The 13,916-nt window shown below is 39.7% G+C and carries 16 protein-coding genes and 1 pseudogene; 6 read left to right on the top strand and 11 right to left on the bottom strand.

The features are described 5' to 3' along the window. Positions 1 to 337, bottom strand: a pseudogene (locus AC2JBO_RS35200) (hypothetical protein); the annotation flags it as partial. 412 nt (positions 338 to 749) lie between these two features. Between AC2JBO_RS35200 and AC2JBO_RS35195 the strand changes: the two are divergent. Continuing rightward, positions 750 to 899, top strand: coding sequence for a hypothetical protein (locus AC2JBO_RS35195; protein ID WP_496958286.1), 150 nt, complete (start codon positions 750 to 752; stop codon positions 897 to 899). Between the two features lie 98 nt (positions 900 to 997). Here AC2JBO_RS35195 and AC2JBO_RS35190 read toward each other — a convergent pair whose 3' ends face one another. Further along, positions 998 to 1,609, bottom strand: a complete 612-nt coding sequence (locus AC2JBO_RS35190) for a hypothetical protein (RefSeq protein WP_496958285.1) — start codon at positions 1,607 to 1,609, stop codon at positions 998 to 1,000. A gap of 584 nt (positions 1,610 to 2,193) precedes the next feature. On the opposite strand from AC2JBO_RS35190, the gene AC2JBO_RS35185 reads away from it, so the two are divergent. Continuing rightward, positions 2,194 to 2,586: a hypothetical protein gene (locus tag AC2JBO_RS35185; protein WP_496958284.1), complete on the top strand. Its 393-nt coding sequence runs from the start codon at positions 2,194 to 2,196 to the stop codon at positions 2,584 to 2,586. Between the two features lie 123 nt (positions 2,587 to 2,709). Here AC2JBO_RS35185 and AC2JBO_RS35180 read toward each other — a convergent pair whose 3' ends face one another. Continuing rightward, positions 2,710 to 3,414, bottom strand: a complete 705-nt coding sequence (locus AC2JBO_RS35180; protein ID WP_496958283.1) for a diacylglycerol/polyprenol kinase family protein — start codon at positions 3,412 to 3,414, stop codon at positions 2,710 to 2,712. 71 nt (positions 3,415 to 3,485) lie between these two features. Between AC2JBO_RS35180 and yidD the strand changes: the two genes are divergently transcribed. After that, a complete protein-coding gene (gene yidD, locus AC2JBO_RS35175) occupies positions 3,486 to 3,731 on the top strand; it encodes a membrane protein insertion efficiency factor YidD (protein ID WP_496958282.1) in 246 nt (81 codons plus the stop codon). Positions 3,732 to 3,759: 28 nt separating this feature from the next. Beyond that, the gene (locus AC2JBO_RS35170) at positions 3,760 to 4,485 is read left to right on the top strand and encodes a M15 family metallopeptidase (protein WP_496958281.1); all 726 of its coding nucleotides are present in this window, start codon (positions 3,760 to 3,762) and stop codon (positions 4,483 to 4,485) included. Between the two features lie 67 nt (positions 4,486 to 4,552). Here the strand turns inward: AC2JBO_RS35170 and AC2JBO_RS35165 are convergent, their stop codons facing one another. The 6 genes from AC2JBO_RS35165 to AC2JBO_RS35140 all read right to left on the bottom strand — a co-directional run bounded on the left by AC2JBO_RS35165 (position 4,553) and on the right by AC2JBO_RS35140 (position 9,299). Next, a complete protein-coding gene (locus tag AC2JBO_RS35165) occupies positions 4,553 to 5,026 on the bottom strand; it encodes a TspO/MBR family protein (protein ID WP_496958280.1) in 474 nt (157 codons plus the stop codon). Between the two features lie 95 nt (positions 5,027 to 5,121). Beyond that, positions 5,122 to 5,595, bottom strand: coding sequence for a TspO/MBR family protein (locus AC2JBO_RS35160; protein WP_496958279.1), 474 nt, complete (start codon positions 5,593 to 5,595; stop codon positions 5,122 to 5,124). A gap of 238 nt (positions 5,596 to 5,833) precedes the next feature. Next, a complete protein-coding gene (locus AC2JBO_RS35155; protein ID WP_223991175.1) occupies positions 5,834 to 6,493 on the bottom strand; it encodes a response regulator in 660 nt (219 codons plus the stop codon). Positions 6,494 to 6,576: 83 nt separating this feature from the next. After that, entirely contained in the window at positions 6,577 to 7,239 is a 663-nt protein-coding gene (cobO, locus tag AC2JBO_RS35150; protein WP_496958278.1) for a cob(I)yrinic acid a,c-diamide adenosyltransferase, read from the bottom strand. A gap of 24 nt (positions 7,240 to 7,263) precedes the next feature. Further along, entirely contained in the window at positions 7,264 to 9,015 is a 1,752-nt protein-coding gene (locus tag AC2JBO_RS35145; protein WP_496958277.1) for an ABC transporter ATP-binding protein, read from the bottom strand. 89 nt (positions 9,016 to 9,104) lie between these two features. Next, positions 9,105 to 9,299, bottom strand: coding sequence for a hypothetical protein (locus tag AC2JBO_RS35140; protein WP_496958276.1), 195 nt, complete (start codon positions 9,297 to 9,299; stop codon positions 9,105 to 9,107). Between the two features lie 49 nt (positions 9,300 to 9,348). On the opposite strand from AC2JBO_RS35140, the gene AC2JBO_RS35135 reads away from it, so the two are divergent. Next, positions 9,349 to 10,185 carry a zinc ribbon domain-containing protein gene (locus AC2JBO_RS35135; RefSeq protein ID WP_496958275.1) on the top strand — a complete coding sequence of 279 codons (837 nt, stop codon included), beginning with the start codon at positions 9,349 to 9,351 and terminating at the stop codon, positions 10,183 to 10,185. Between the two features lie 189 nt (positions 10,186 to 10,374). On the opposite strand, the gene fraI is transcribed toward AC2JBO_RS35135, so the two are convergent. Beyond that, positions 10,375 to 11,001, bottom strand: a complete 627-nt coding sequence (gene fraI / locus AC2JBO_RS35130) for a septal nanopore formation protein FraI (RefSeq protein WP_496958274.1) — start codon at positions 10,999 to 11,001, stop codon at positions 10,375 to 10,377. Positions 11,002 to 11,256: 255 nt separating this feature from the next. On the opposite strand from fraI, the gene galE reads away from it, so the two are divergent. Further along, a complete protein-coding gene (gene galE / locus AC2JBO_RS35125; protein ID WP_496958273.1) occupies positions 11,257 to 12,264 on the top strand; it encodes a UDP-glucose 4-epimerase GalE in 1,008 nt (335 codons plus the stop codon). A 363-nt stretch (positions 12,265 to 12,627) separates the two neighbouring features. Here the strand turns inward: galE and AC2JBO_RS35120 are convergent, their stop codons facing one another. After that, positions 12,628 to 13,803, bottom strand: coding sequence for an urease accessory protein UreH domain-containing protein (locus AC2JBO_RS35120; protein WP_496958272.1), 1,176 nt, complete (start codon positions 13,801 to 13,803; stop codon positions 12,628 to 12,630). Positions 13,804 to 13,916 lie beyond the last annotated feature (113 nt).

Genomic DNA, 13,916 nt, shown 5'->3' with positions numbered 1-13,916 from the left:
TGGCAAATGCAAGTGTGGAGCTGCAGCAGCTAAAGCACTGATTAAAAATTCCCGTTCGCTTTAAAGCTTCTATTTGCTCTGGTGTAAACCGCAATTTCTCCAAATATTCTAATGCCTGCTCCAAACCCATTGCAATCAAATACCCAAACCCAACAGGCAAGCGACGCACAAATAATTCAAAACTTGCCCGTTTGTTTTCAACTCCTTCACCAACATAACAAGCTGCCATCGTTAGCTGGTACAAGTCAGTCAATAAACTTGAATCCGATGCGCTTACGAATAGCGATGATTGTTCAATGTCTCTTTCTAGATAGCCCAAGCCCGTAAAAGTGGTCATTGTCAAGGCACCTCTGAAGAATGCTTATAGTAATTATGGTAGTTTTTACCAAAAATATTGTCAAGTGACAAAAGGTTGAAAGTACACAAGGTGCGTAAAACAGTGCATTTACGGTGATTGTTATAATTTTTTGATTAATAAATTAACATTTTGTAATGGTTTTACCTAACTTTATCCAACTTGAACCATTTATATCTAGAGGAATAAAGGCGCCTCAAAACGCGGATAAATGAACGCAGTTTCAAAACTATGTAACGAAAAGTATAGATTTGAAGAGTATTAGTTCACATTATCTTCAAGTAATATTGCGTCAAATGTAAATATGTTGCGATTAGAAGCCAAGTAGTTTTATAGGAAGTAAAGTATGAATATCACAAAAAAGTGGTTGGAATAAAACAAGGGGTATAGTGTTATGTCTATCTCGAAGATAGTAGCAGTAGTTACACAGTATATTTCCGAAGCTGCGATGGAAATTTTTGCTCCTACGCACGATTCTTATCCAAATATTGGCGTTCAGCCTTTCACAGGCGAACCATTTAAAGGTCATGTTGATAAATTATAGGTAATGTGAAAGAAATAACTGAAATCACGAATCAAAGAATCGATGCAGCGATAAATAATTGCTTCATCGATTTTAATTTTTTTAATTTCAGGACATCATCATATATGGTCCCATTCAAACTCTGCCAAAAGCAGTAAACTACACACCATTACAATACCTGTTGCTAAAAACTGCCATTCGCCCCAAATTTGTAGTAACCATATACCAATCAAATGTACGGCGCCTGTAATTAGAATAGTGCGAGAACGTATAGCGAAGCCAGTACACAAATAGCCTATGGCACTAAGTCCTAACCATAGCGGACATAAATTAAGCAATATTTCTCCCCAGCCACAGGTAATACCTAAATTAGTTAAAATAATTCCTGCAAGCATTAATGTCGCCCATAAATACAGTAACCATTCGACCCGTCTACTTTTTACCCAGTAGTGCGACCAACTCATCATCACAATAGTGCCGATAGCACTAAGAACCGACCATAATGTTGCTTGTAAACTCCAACTGACAGGGATAAACTGCGCTGTAGTGAACATGGGCACAAGCAAAACACCCCAGAGCAGAAACGCTTGATCAATGCGAGTGTAAAAATTAGAATAAAGCTTAAAAGAGCCAATTTGCCAGTTAACTAGCCAGAGTCCTTCCATTTCATATATGTCTAAAGTGGCTTGTTTACGGCGCAACGGTGGTACAGAATAGTTGAAAAAAGTCATTATTATTCGTTTTTTATTTTAATGAAAATTTAATGATTTACTGACATAGGAATGTCATATTTATGTTTTATCGTGTCTAGTCAAGATAGATTTTTACTCTATCTACGGACAGTGACTATGGTTATTTTATATTCTGCCTACTGTGGTATATTCTGCTATACCTTTTACAAATAAGTAGCAGCTAGCCTTATCTGTCATCGATACACCATTATTTGTTCTGCACCGCACCATCAAAACCCAAGCGCGTACACCTAAAAACTTTAGAAAAATTTAACTATTTAAGTTTGAGAGTAATTATTATTACTGCTCAAAAGCAAAAACCTAATTGAGAAAGAATTTTAGTGAAGAAGAGTATAAATAAAAGATAAAAACTTCATCTAAAGTTCAAGTTGCGCTCATGAGTAACGATATCGACTGTGAATATTGTGATAACTAATTCTTATAACTCATACCAACTGGACTTAGAAATCATTTATAGGGTGTGTATATAAGGAAAGAAAAGTTCATGGTTTGAGCGGCAAGCAGCACTTCAAGACAATTATATTCTTGCATTCAAACGTTAATGTTCATCAGGAGTTAAAATAATGCTTAGGAAATTAGCAGTTAGTGCTATTTTGTTACCTGCTTTCTTGGGGATTAGCACAGTTGCAGCGCAGGCAGCAACAACCCAAACTACCTCACAACCAGAGGTAGCACAAAGCTCACTCGAAGCGGCGCCTCAATATTACGCTAACAATTACAACTACGAATCAGATTGTAAACCTAGCTACAGGCGCCGTTCATCTGGATATTATCAACAAAACTACTACCGCCCTCATAACAGCGGCTACCATCAAACCAATTACTATAAGCCTCATAACAACGGCTACCACCAAACAAATTACTATAAGCCTCATAACAACGGCTACCATGACAATGGCTACCACAATAATGGCTACCATGACAATGGATACAACAATAATGGCTATCACCATTAATTGAAGTTGTAGTTCCGGCGCCATATACGCTATCTTAGCTCAGTGGTATTTTTTACCACGCCCGTTACGTAGAGACGCGATTAATCGCGTCTCTACACAGAGTTAGAAAAGTTTGAAATGGTTTCAACTTATCATTACTTGGTTGAGGAAAAAAGCCAAGGCAGCACTTCCTATCGGAACGGTAAGATTATCGATACCGAGAAAAGAAAACGATTCGAGAAGAGTTGCGGCGACGGCTACAATTAACGATATTACCCAAGTTTGCCAAATGTTCCCTTGAACACTATATAAAATCAAACTAGAGATTATAAAGCTGACGAAGGTCATTGATAGTGAACCTTCCCAGCTTTTTTGTCCGCCCATAACTATGTACTTATGTTTACCGAAGCGTTGCCCTATTAATGCAGCAGTTCCGTCACCCCACGCCATTATTAAAATTCCTAGTACTGCATAATGAGGTTGGTCAAGATACCAAAACCAACCCACTAATAGACCAATACTAACCGCGTAAAAAAACGTACCTAAGCTTTTGCGTCCAACGCTATTTATACTAGGTAAAATCGGAAAGCGATAAGATAAGAGTGTTACAGCAGCCGCTAAAATCGAAGCAGTAATACCAAGAATGGCAGGTACATCAAGCCACCATGCTAGTAAAATGACATTACCCGTACCAATGTGGACAATCTTGCGGAGGATTTCAGTGTCTTTAGTAGCAATCCGACTTATTACGGAAGCTAAAAATAGGACAAAGCCAATCCAGGCTGCAACACTAGAAATTTGCAGCCACAAAGGGTAATTTGAATCTAAATCAGTAAGTAGAGTTATCAATGATACAAGAGTAATGGATTACGAGTAATTTCAGCCTTTTATACTAATTTATCGGATTTAGCGCTTATAAAATGAAACCGTTATTTATTTGGTTAATTCGGGGCTATCGGATGTTTATCTCTCCCCTATTTCCCCCAACTTGTCGTTTTCAGCCTACTTGTTCGATGTACGCTATTCAAGCTATTGAAAGATTTGGCGCCATCAAAGGTAGTTGGTTAGCTATCAAGCGGATTTTACGCTGTCATCCCTTCCACCCAGGTGGTTACGACCCAGTACCCGAAGTTTCCTGTTCATGCAAAAACGATAAAAATAAATAACTCCTAACTCCTAACTCCTAAATAAATAATGCGACCATACCACAGTATAGCGATTCTTGAATGCGGAGAAGCATTGGTCAAAATTCCTCTTGATAAATTTGCTGTTGAGACTCCGCACCCATACGAAAAATTAGGGGCGCCTTACGGGGAACACTCGCCGTATTTTTTAAGACCGGGTGTGATTGATTGTTTGCTTGAAGCGCAAAATTACTTACAACAAAAATACTCTGACTGGCAAATCCTGTTATTTGATGCTTATCGTCCAGTAGCAGTACAGCAGTTTATGGTAGATTACAGCTTTGCCCAAGCCCTTCAAGAAAGAAATTTACTCGAATCAGATTTAACAGTAGTGCAGCGTCAAGAAGTTTGGGAAGAAGTATATAAAATTTGGGCTTCCCCAAGTTTAGACATTAAAACTCCACCACCACATAGTACAGGCGCCGCAGTTGATGTGACATTAGTAAATGGTGATAGAAAAATCGTTGATATGGGTTCGCCGATAGACGAAATGTCAGACAGGTCGCTTCCCAATTATTACGCTAATAATAACCATCCCCAAGCAACTCAGTACCACTCATACCGTAACCTCCTGTGCGATGTCATGGAAAAAGCTGGTTTTCAGCGTAACCCGCGCGAGTGGTGGCACTTTTCATATGGCGACCAAATGTGGGCATGGCAGCACAACGAAAAAAACCCAAGTAATATCGTTACTGCAAAATATGGAAGATTGGCAACGGATGATAAACGGATGTAACGGATAGTTGATTGTAAATAGAAATTAAATAATGTAGGATAGGCGTCTCGCCTGTCCTACAATATTCTTATGCATCTTGAGGATTAAGCTGTACCAACTCTTCCGTTGTATAAGTACCTACAGGACTCCAAATTAAATAAGGTACAAGCAGTATTGCTGCGGTGCGAGAAATAGTTAGAACTGCCAAGGTTAAGAGTAAACCTAAAATTACACCGACAGAACCAATTGTTTCTCCAACACGCAAACTCCGAAATCTGAGCATTAGAGGTATATATGTAACAGTAATTATTTCCAACAGCAAATATAGCCCCATGAATAACCAAGTTTCTAAGCTACCTGGGTTTTTTTGCCAAACAAGATTTGCAGATGCGGCGCCACTAATAAAAATAACAGTCCAAATTAGAGGAATTAATGGTTCAAAAACTAACCAACGTGGACGAGTTAATTTAGCAAACCATTTAACATCACGCGGTGTAATGAAAAAACTTCCGAATTGTACTATTAATGTTATAGCACCAATTACCAACCAAGATTGCAACATAGTATCTAAAACCTGTAAGTAAAGTTATAAATCTATTTTGTCAATCCTAACTATACCTACAATCAATCTATGGTTGGAAAATTATTGATATCTAATTAAGCATCTTGAGGGTTTAAACGAAGCATTGCCCAAGTAGTGTAAGTACCAATGGGACTCCATAGTAAATATGGGACAAGAAGTAAAGCTGCTGAACTAGAAACGGGAAGGACAAATAGTGTAAGTAATAACCCTACCACAAATCCGGCACCACCAATAATTGTACCGACTTTCAAGCTGCGAAGTCTAAACATTACAGGAGTATACGCAATTGTGAGTATTTCTAACAGTATATATGTAGCCATTCGTAACCAGGTTTCCGTAGTACCTGGGTCACGTTCCCAAACAATATAAGCAGACCATCCTGCACAAACAAAAATAACAGTCCAAATAACGGGAATTAATTTTTCAAAAGTCAGCCAACGTGGACGCTGTAAACGGTTGAACCACTTACGGTCATCAGGAGTAATAAAGTTTGCACCCAGCGCGATAATAAAACCAACGCCAAGAATAACCATCCACGATTTAATCATTGTGACACCACCATCTGCCATTTAATTCTAATTTTGGCAAATTTCGCGGTATTACTCTTCATCCGTTGGTTTGAAAATTTATTCACATCGATGGAACAGGACTTACGATGCTTATTCCACAAGAAAGTAATTAAGCTTTTAGAAGCTTAACTTAATAATCTGTAAGGTGCTTGAAGGCACTAGATTACTGGCTTCGTTTAAGAATTATTATAGCCTTCACGCACCCTACCTCCTAACTTCAAACAAGTCCAGACCTTAAAGCGACTACAGCAGCTTGTACTCGGTCATCAACCGAAAGCTTGTTCATAATTCCACGAACGTGGGTTTTAACTGTATTGGGACTTAAATAAAGTTTCTCAGCAATCTCAGGGTTACTCAAACCATCTACCATTAACTTCAATACTTCTAACTCACGCTGTGATAAATTTGCAGGATTGGCTTTAGAAGCAGGTGGTTTAAGATTTTCAATCACCCGTCTTGCAATTTGCGGGTCTAAGTATGCTGCTCCTTCAACTGCCGCAGAAATTGCGCTCAACAACCGCTCAACGGTGGCACCTTTGATACAATAAGCATCGGCGCCGCTAGATAAAGCTGCAATAATTTCCGTTTCGGTTTGATGCGATGTCAACATTACGATATGAGTTTGGGGTAATGCTGCCTTAATTTGTTGTGTTGCAGCAATGCCATCCAAACGGGGTAGTCCAATATCCATTACAACTAAATCAGGTTTGAGTTTAAGGGCTGCTTGAACACCTAAGTAACCGTCTTCTGCTCGTCCAACTATTTCTAGCTGTGGATATGACATTAGCGACTGCTCAAGTCCCAATTGCATCATCGGGTCATCTTCAACAATTAATATCCGTAATGGTGGAGCATCAAGTGGTAGATTTAAAGACATAATAGTAGGGTGCGTGACGCTATAACAATCTTAAAACGAAGTTAATGACTCGTAGCGTCACGCACCGGAACGAGTTAGAAGAATTAAAATTCAATACCTGGTTGTGCTTTCACTCCTTGCTCACGAAACGGATGTTTGACTAATGTCATTTCTGTTACTAAGTCCGCGCGCTCAATAAGTTGCTTCGGCGCCCCTCTTCCTGTAAGAATAACGTGATTTAAGTCGGGTTTCTGTTCTATTCCTTTGATAATATCCTCAACATTGAGATAACCAAGTTTAAGCGCAATATTAATTTCATCCAAAAGCACGACGCGAAAGTCTGGGTTACGAATAAACCAGAGTGCTTTTTCCCATGCAGCTTGCGCGACCATAATATCTCGGTCACGGTCTTGAGTTTCCCAAGTAAACCCTTCTCCCATTGCATAAAATTCTAACTGTTCAGACCATACACTTAATACTTTTTTCTCTGCTGGTTCCCAGGCACCTTTGATAAATTGAATTATTGCGACTTTATAACCATGACCAAGCGCGCGTATAACCATTCCTAACGCTGCTGTAGTTTTACCCTTCCCATTACCTGTATTAACGATTATTAAACCTTTTTCTGATATTGCGTTTTCTATGCGCTTATCTTGCACTTCCTTGCGCCGCTGCATCTTCTTGTTATACTGCTCGTTAGTTAACCCAGCAGTTTCAGCCACTGCCGCATCACTAGTACATTCTTGCCAATCTTTATTAACTTGCATAATTTTAGTGCTTAATGACACAAACTAGTGTAGTAACTCTTCAACCTGATGCTGACTCCACAAAGTTCGATATAAACCTGGCTTTTGTACCAAATCCATATGTGTTCCCGTCTGCACAATTTGCCCTTTCTCCATCACAAATATTCGGTCTGCTGCTGCCGCTGCTGATAATTGATGCGTAATAAATATTACTGTTTTACGCACTGTACCACCCGAAATATTACGTAAAATTGCAGTTGCGGTTTGATTATCAACACTAGAAAGGGCATCATCTAAAATCAATACAGGAGCATCTACAAGCATCGCACGCGCGAGAGCAGTACGCTGTCGTTGTCCACCAGAGAGAGTTATTCCACGTTCACCAACAATAGTTTCATACCCAGAAGGAAAATTCATGATTTCTGGGTGAATTTGCGCGCTCTTAGACGCTGCTTCAACCTCTTGAAGTTCAGCTAAGGGGTCAGCATAACGTATATTGTTTTTTATACTAGTACTAAACAAGAAACTATCTTGAGGAACGTAGGCAATTGTACCCCGCAGGTCAGCAATGGCTATTTTAGTAATATCGATTCCATCAAGAAACAATTGTCCACGGTCTATATCTAGTAATCTCGGTAGTGAATTTGCTAAAGTTGTTTTTCCCGAACCTATCGCACCTACGATCGATATCGTCTCTCCTGGTTCAATCTCAAAGTTAATCTTGTCTAGCGCAGGTGTATTACTATTTGGATAGCTAAAACTGAAATTTCGAGCAGTGATTTTGCCCAAAACATTTTCAGGCGTTAAATGAATGACATCTAATTTATCGGCAATTTTTGGTTGAGTAGATAAAATTGCTTCGATACGGTCGATACTAACTTCACCACGCTGGTAAGCTGTAATTGTAAATCCAAGTAACGCAGTTGGAAAAACAAGACGCTCAACAAATATAAGCAACGTCACAAAGTTTCCCACCGATAAACTACCATTTGCAATTCTTGTGGTGCCTAACCAAATGATTATCAGCGAACTAACACTTGCCAAACCACCAATTAATGGAAAAAGAGTGTTGCGACTTTTGGCAAGTTCAAGATTTGCGGTTAATAGTCGCTTATTTTTCTCGGCAAACGCGCGTCGCTCATTTTCTTCTTGCGCGTAAATTTTGATCAGTGATATACCACTAACATCTTCTTGAACTAACTCACTAATATCTGAAATTTTTTCTTGAACTCTTGCCTGCTGGTTACGAAGCTTTTCACTATATAAATGTACCAATAAGAACATTAATGGATATACAGTCAGCGATGCTAGAGTCAAATCGACACTAATACTGAGCATCACAGGTAATGTCATCGTGTAAGCAAAGAATGTATTTGCCAAACTCAGAACCGCAAAACCTAATAATCTCCGGATATTATCAACATCACTGGTCGCGCGACTGATTAAATCACCAGCAGTATTTGCAGCAAAATATGAAGGTTCCAGAGTCAGCAAGTGCTGAAATATGGTTTGTTTGAGGTCAAACTCGACTTGACGACCGACGCCGAATAACCAAATACGCGAAGCCATACGTATCAACCACATTGCCGAAGTGAAACAAACGATTGGTACGACATAGCGCAGCACTTGATTAATCGTAAATTCATAGGAGAGTCTATCAACTGCGGAGCGTATTAATAAGGGTATATAAACACCCAAGCCGTTCACAGTCAACAATGCGCCAACTCCCAACGCTGCATCACGCCAGTGAGGACGCAGGTAAGCACCCAATTTTGCAAGCCTTCTTGATGTCGCCATTACAGCAATCGCTACTTTATCTTTTGTTACTTATAATATTACATGGTAAGCGTAAAACTCAGAGGCTTTAGCCCTGAGATATAAGCGACTCAGCTTGATTTATCAAGATTCGTATTCCAACCATCAATAAGACTAGGTAGAATATCTCTCAATTTGTCCTGCCAACCAGGAATTGATTTTAATTTAGTTGCTAATTCTTCGTCAACCCTGAGACATACAGAGGCAACCAACGGCTTGTCTTTGTTTGTCGTAAAACCAAATGTGTGATTTTTTTGGAATCTCATTGTAAATTACCACAGTAATGTGTATACTAATGCTAGCATAGATTTATAGGTGATTAAATTGTACGGATGTCAGCAAGTATTAGTTAGCTCTAACAGGGAACTAAAAGGAGTGCTTGAGTACATTTGCGAGGAAGCTAGAAAGCTGTCAGACTGCGGTGTATATTATGCACGTCAAATATATTTCAAGACTCATCGAATTGTTGGTAAATTTGACTTGATTAACGAGTTAACTAGCAATAAGCACGCTACTGCTTTGTATTCGCAAGTTGTACAACAAACATTAATGAATGTCGCAGAGTCATTCAAGTCATTTAAAGGTTTGTTGTGGGAAGCAAGAAAGGGCAATGTTAATCAGCGTCCTAAAGTACCTAACTACCGCAAATCTGGTTTGGTAGTTGTTTCTTACCCTAAGCAAGCAATTAAGTTAATTGATGGGATGCTTCGTTTTCCTTTGGGGCAGTTGGTAAAAACTTGGTTCAAGATTGATGCTTGCATAGCTCAACTGTGTGAACAATACGGTATTCAATTTGTAGAGACAGAAGAAAGCTACACGTCTCAAAGTTCGTTTTTAGATGATGATGTGCTACCTACATTTGGTGAAAAACCCGAAGGGTGGCAGTCATCAGGAAAGCGAACAGCACGTAGATTTAGAACAGCAGACGGTCAGTTCGTTAATGCGGATTGTAACGGCGCAGCGAACATAATTCGTAAAGTAGCGGCGAAGCTAGGTCTAGTACTTAGTGGAGTCAGTAGGGTGCTTTTGAATGCGCCAGTTAAGATTCGACTTTGGCACGCTTTGAGTAAAAAGCCTCTGCATCGTTCAGGTCTTAATGAATCTCAGTGTATGCGCGACCTGAGAGATTCAAATATCAATTATCTATCTTAAAAACCAATAAAGACACTTCTCGACAACCGTACTCATAACTCGCTCCGGTGCGTGACACTACTAGTTCATTAGTTTTGTTTGAGAATTGTCAAGCGCGTCACGCACCCTACAATTAACTGATTTTGAGACAGAACGAGCCACGATAGCGTGGCTCAATACAAAAACAAGAACTATTATCAAAATCAGAAACTAACGACCGCGAAGGAATCTGAAACTTTGATTGAGGTAAGCTTCCCAAGCAGCAGTTACTTGTGAAAGAGCTTGTGCATTAGGCACAAAATCCTCAAGCGCTATTCTTCCACGACGGGCAGTATCTGATGGTGTTGTTTGCGCTAAATAAGAAGGCATATCGCTGCGTATAGAACCACTAACGAAGCCACTAACATCAGATTGAGAAGCTAACGCAACAAGTGTTTGCCGTGATAGACCTTCAGGAAGCATCGCTGTTAAACGAGGATTAACCAAGAAGTAGGCAAACGCTGGTGTACTAGCAATTAACAAAATTGTTAGTGCCCAACCAAGTAAATATCCACCTGGTTTTTCAACGCCACCTCCTTTAAGACGCTGTGCAGCAAAAATCATCAATAAAATCGCCGCACCCAGTGGCTTAAGGGGGAACGATACGACTTGCCATAAGGGGGATACAACTGTTCCTGTACCGCCAGGGTTAAAGAACGAGAGCAGTAGTACAATTGCGAGAACAACTAAAACGAATCTTCCAAAGAAGCTTCCAGAAGGATAAAACTTTTGGAACAAGGAATAGACGATAGTACCGAGAAGTAGCCAGAGTAACACCCGGCTTAACATTACAAACATATATTCACTCTCAAATCAGATGGGAGGCGGTTAGCCTGTAGGATTTGGGCGACTGACATTTTATTACCGTCAAATTGTAGTAGCACTTGTACATGACCGCAATAAACTCCTCACACCCCACACACATTGACTACCGTCGTAGTGATTTTAGAGCATAATCTCGAACTTGGCTTATCAATTTGTGATTTTCCTGTTCGGTATTTTGCACAAAGTAAATTAAATTAAGTGAAGATGGTCTATATACAAGGAAAAACTATGTCGTCTGGAAAGCCCACCATCCTTGTCACGGGAGGAGCTGGATACATTGGCTCACATACCGTGCTTGCGCTAAAACTTGCAGGTTATGAGGTAGTAGTACTTGATAATCTAGTGTACGGACACCGTGACTTATTAGAACAGGTTTTACAGGTCGAACTGGTTGTAGGTGATACAAATGACCGTGCCTTACTTGATAAGTTATTTACAACGCGCGCCTTTGATGCGGTCATGCATTTTTCGGCATACGCATACGTAGGTGAATCGGTCAGTGACCCTGCAAAGTATTATCGTAACAACGTTATTGGCACGCTAACGCTGTTAGAAGCAATGTTAGCCGCCTCTATTAAGAATTTTGTATTTTCGTCAACTTGTGCAACATACGGTGTACCAAACGAAGTACCAATCCCTGAAGACCACCCGCAAAATCCAATTAACCCCTACGGCGCCACCAAGTTGATGGTCGAACGAATTCTTACTGACTTCGATACTGCCTATCAATTCAAATCGGTAAGATTCCGCTACTTTAACGCTGCTGGCGCCGACCCATTAGGCAATTTGGGTGAAGACCATAACCCAGAAACTCATCTAATTCCACTAGTTCTACAAACCGCTCTTGGTACACGGGAATCAGTATCAATCTTTGGTACTGATTACCCTACAACTGATGGTACATGTATACGTGATTATATTCATGTTAGTGATTTAGCAGATGCTCATATATTAGGCTTAGAATACCTTCTTAAAGGTGGCAACAGTGCCGTATTTAATTTAGGTAACGGTAGCGGTTTTTCCGTGCGTGAAGTTATCGATACTGCAACAAAAGTTACAGGCAAACAAATTAAAGTCATTGAGTGCGAAAGGCGCCCAGGTGACCCACCAGCTTTGATTGGTAGTGGCGACAAAGCACGGCAAATATTAGGTTGGGAACCTAAATATTCTTCACTCGAAGATATACTCACTCATGCTTGGGCTTGGCATCAAAAAAGACATGGCACCAAAATATAATTCCTAAATATAATAGGACTTACGCAATTAGTATATACAAAGCGTAGGGTGTGTGAAGGCTACGAAAAAACTTCAACGCAGCCACAAAACTTCTAGCCTTCACGCACCAAACAAGAATTGTGACTTGCTATCTAAAATAAATTGTTAACTACAAGTAGTAATTACAATTTTACTTTTAGATAATCTCCACTGAGCTTTTTAGAATCATTAAGTAAGAAACTTATTGTCAAACATAAATATTTTGTATTTTACAATATAATTGAATCATAATAATCAAATTACAAGTTGCTTAAGTTATTAAAAATGATTTTAGTTCTCAATATATAAAAATATATAAAGCCATAAAAGTTATAAAGCATTTGATTAAATTTTTCGCATACGTAGTACTAAAACAGTAAACGTCAAAATTCCTAGTGCTATGACAGCTAATTGGTTTCCCCAAGTACTAGATAAGGCGCCTAAATAATGCGAACCAGTAACGGCGGTATGAATAGAGGCAAATATTAAGGCTGGAACACTTAATAAATGAATTCGGCACCAATATTGACCTAATTTCTTCTGTATTGAATCAAAACTGGTGAGTGCAGCAGGTGTCATGAGTACTAAAGCAACACCACCCACAGCTATTCCCCACTGAAACTGTAGCGGTAGAAACCAAAACGCTTCTAAATTCCAGAAGAATGAATGTTCCAACATATGGGTAGTATGTGCTACCGAAAGTACGTATGCTCCGACACCTAAAGCACGACGATAACGTAATGGCGCCCCCCACAAATTACTAATTGGACGCGCGATTAGAGCTAGCATTAAACAGAACAAAGCACCATGTCCTGTAAAATCAACCATCATATCGCCTGTCCGCAACAATGTTAAGGCGCCAATTATTAGCGTTACCCATCCACCCAAGCGAAACAACTGACTGCGCTTATCTTTACTCAGAAATGATGTTGATACACCTACTCCTAACATAGTTGGTAGAGTTCCCAAACCAAAAGCCAACATTGTAGTGGCGCCTTTAATTAAATCACCAGTTTCAGCAGCTTTTATTTGTGCAGCATATAAAAAGCCACAAGGTATTAACCCCCAAGTAATTCCTAGTAAAGCAGGAGTCCACCATGTAGACTTCATGGAAAGCTTAACCATTCCCGCATTCAAGCGGTCGTGTAATTTCAACTGCAATAAAGGATGAAACAGCGGTATACTCGGCAGTAAGTTAGGTTTGATTTGTCTGAGTCCAAACCAAATCAACATTAAACCAGTAATAATTGCTAGAAAGCGACGTAAGTCACTTCCAACTCCTGCGACTTGACCACTTGCCAGCAATACTGAACCAATTGCTCCAATTGCGGCACCGACTATCATATAACTAAGTATTCTGCCGACATTGAGTAGAATGTGAAATTGTAATTGAAGGCGCCAGTCAGGAGTATTTTTTGTTTGCGAAAGAGAAAAAGCTGCGGCAAGAGGACCGCACATCCCGACGCAGTGACCAAAGCTTCCTAGGAAACCGAGAGTAAAAATCAGCCAAAAATCTAACATTAAAGGAGGTAGGGTGTGTGACGCTATGAACAATCTTAAAACGAAGCTAACGTAGGGTGCGTGACGCTACCAAAATTTTGAAACGAAGAGCAAGTCTAATAGCGTCACGCACC

Source organism: Calothrix sp. CBUCES-K 9914, assembly GCF_059640475.1.
This window is presented reverse-complemented; position numbering and strand designations above follow the sequence as displayed.

Coding starts and splice junctions, on each gene's coding strand:
- AC2JBO_RS35195 (WP_496958286.1), top strand. CDS start 750: ATGTCTATCTCGAAGATAGTAGCAGTAGTTACACAGTATATTTCCGAA.
- AC2JBO_RS35190 (WP_496958285.1), bottom strand. CDS start 1,609: ATGACTTTTTTCAACTATTCTGTACCACCGTTGCGCCGTAAACAAGCC.
- AC2JBO_RS35185 (WP_496958284.1), top strand. CDS start 2,194: ATGCTTAGGAAATTAGCAGTTAGTGCTATTTTGTTACCTGCTTTCTTG.
- yidD (WP_496958282.1), top strand. CDS start 3,486: ATGAAACCGTTATTTATTTGGTTAATTCGGGGCTATCGGATGTTTATC.
- AC2JBO_RS35170 (WP_496958281.1), top strand. CDS start 3,760: ATGCGACCATACCACAGTATAGCGATTCTTGAATGCGGAGAAGCATTG.
- AC2JBO_RS35165 (WP_496958280.1), bottom strand. CDS start 5,026: ATGTTGCAATCTTGGTTGGTAATTGGTGCTATAACATTAATAGTACAA.
- AC2JBO_RS35160 (WP_496958279.1), bottom strand. CDS start 5,595: ATGATTAAATCGTGGATGGTTATTCTTGGCGTTGGTTTTATTATCGCG.
- AC2JBO_RS35155 (WP_223991175.1), bottom strand. CDS start 6,493: ATGTCTTTAAATCTACCACTTGATGCTCCACCATTACGGATATTAATT.
- cobO (WP_496958278.1), bottom strand. CDS start 7,239: ATGCAAGTTAATAAAGATTGGCAAGAATGTACTAGTGATGCGGCAGTG.
- AC2JBO_RS35145 (WP_496958277.1), bottom strand. CDS start 9,015: ATGGCGACATCAAGAAGGCTTGCAAAATTGGGTGCTTACCTGCGTCCT.
- AC2JBO_RS35140 (WP_496958276.1), bottom strand. CDS start 9,299: ATGAGATTCCAAAAAAATCACACATTTGGTTTTACGACAAACAAAGAC.
- fraI (WP_496958274.1), bottom strand. CDS start 11,001: ATGTTTGTAATGTTAAGCCGGGTGTTACTCTGGCTACTTCTCGGTACT.
- galE (WP_496958273.1), top strand. CDS start 11,257: ATGTCGTCTGGAAAGCCCACCATCCTTGTCACGGGAGGAGCTGGATAC.
- AC2JBO_RS35120 (WP_496958272.1), bottom strand. CDS start 13,803: ATGTTAGATTTTTGGCTGATTTTTACTCTCGGTTTCCTAGGAAGCTTT.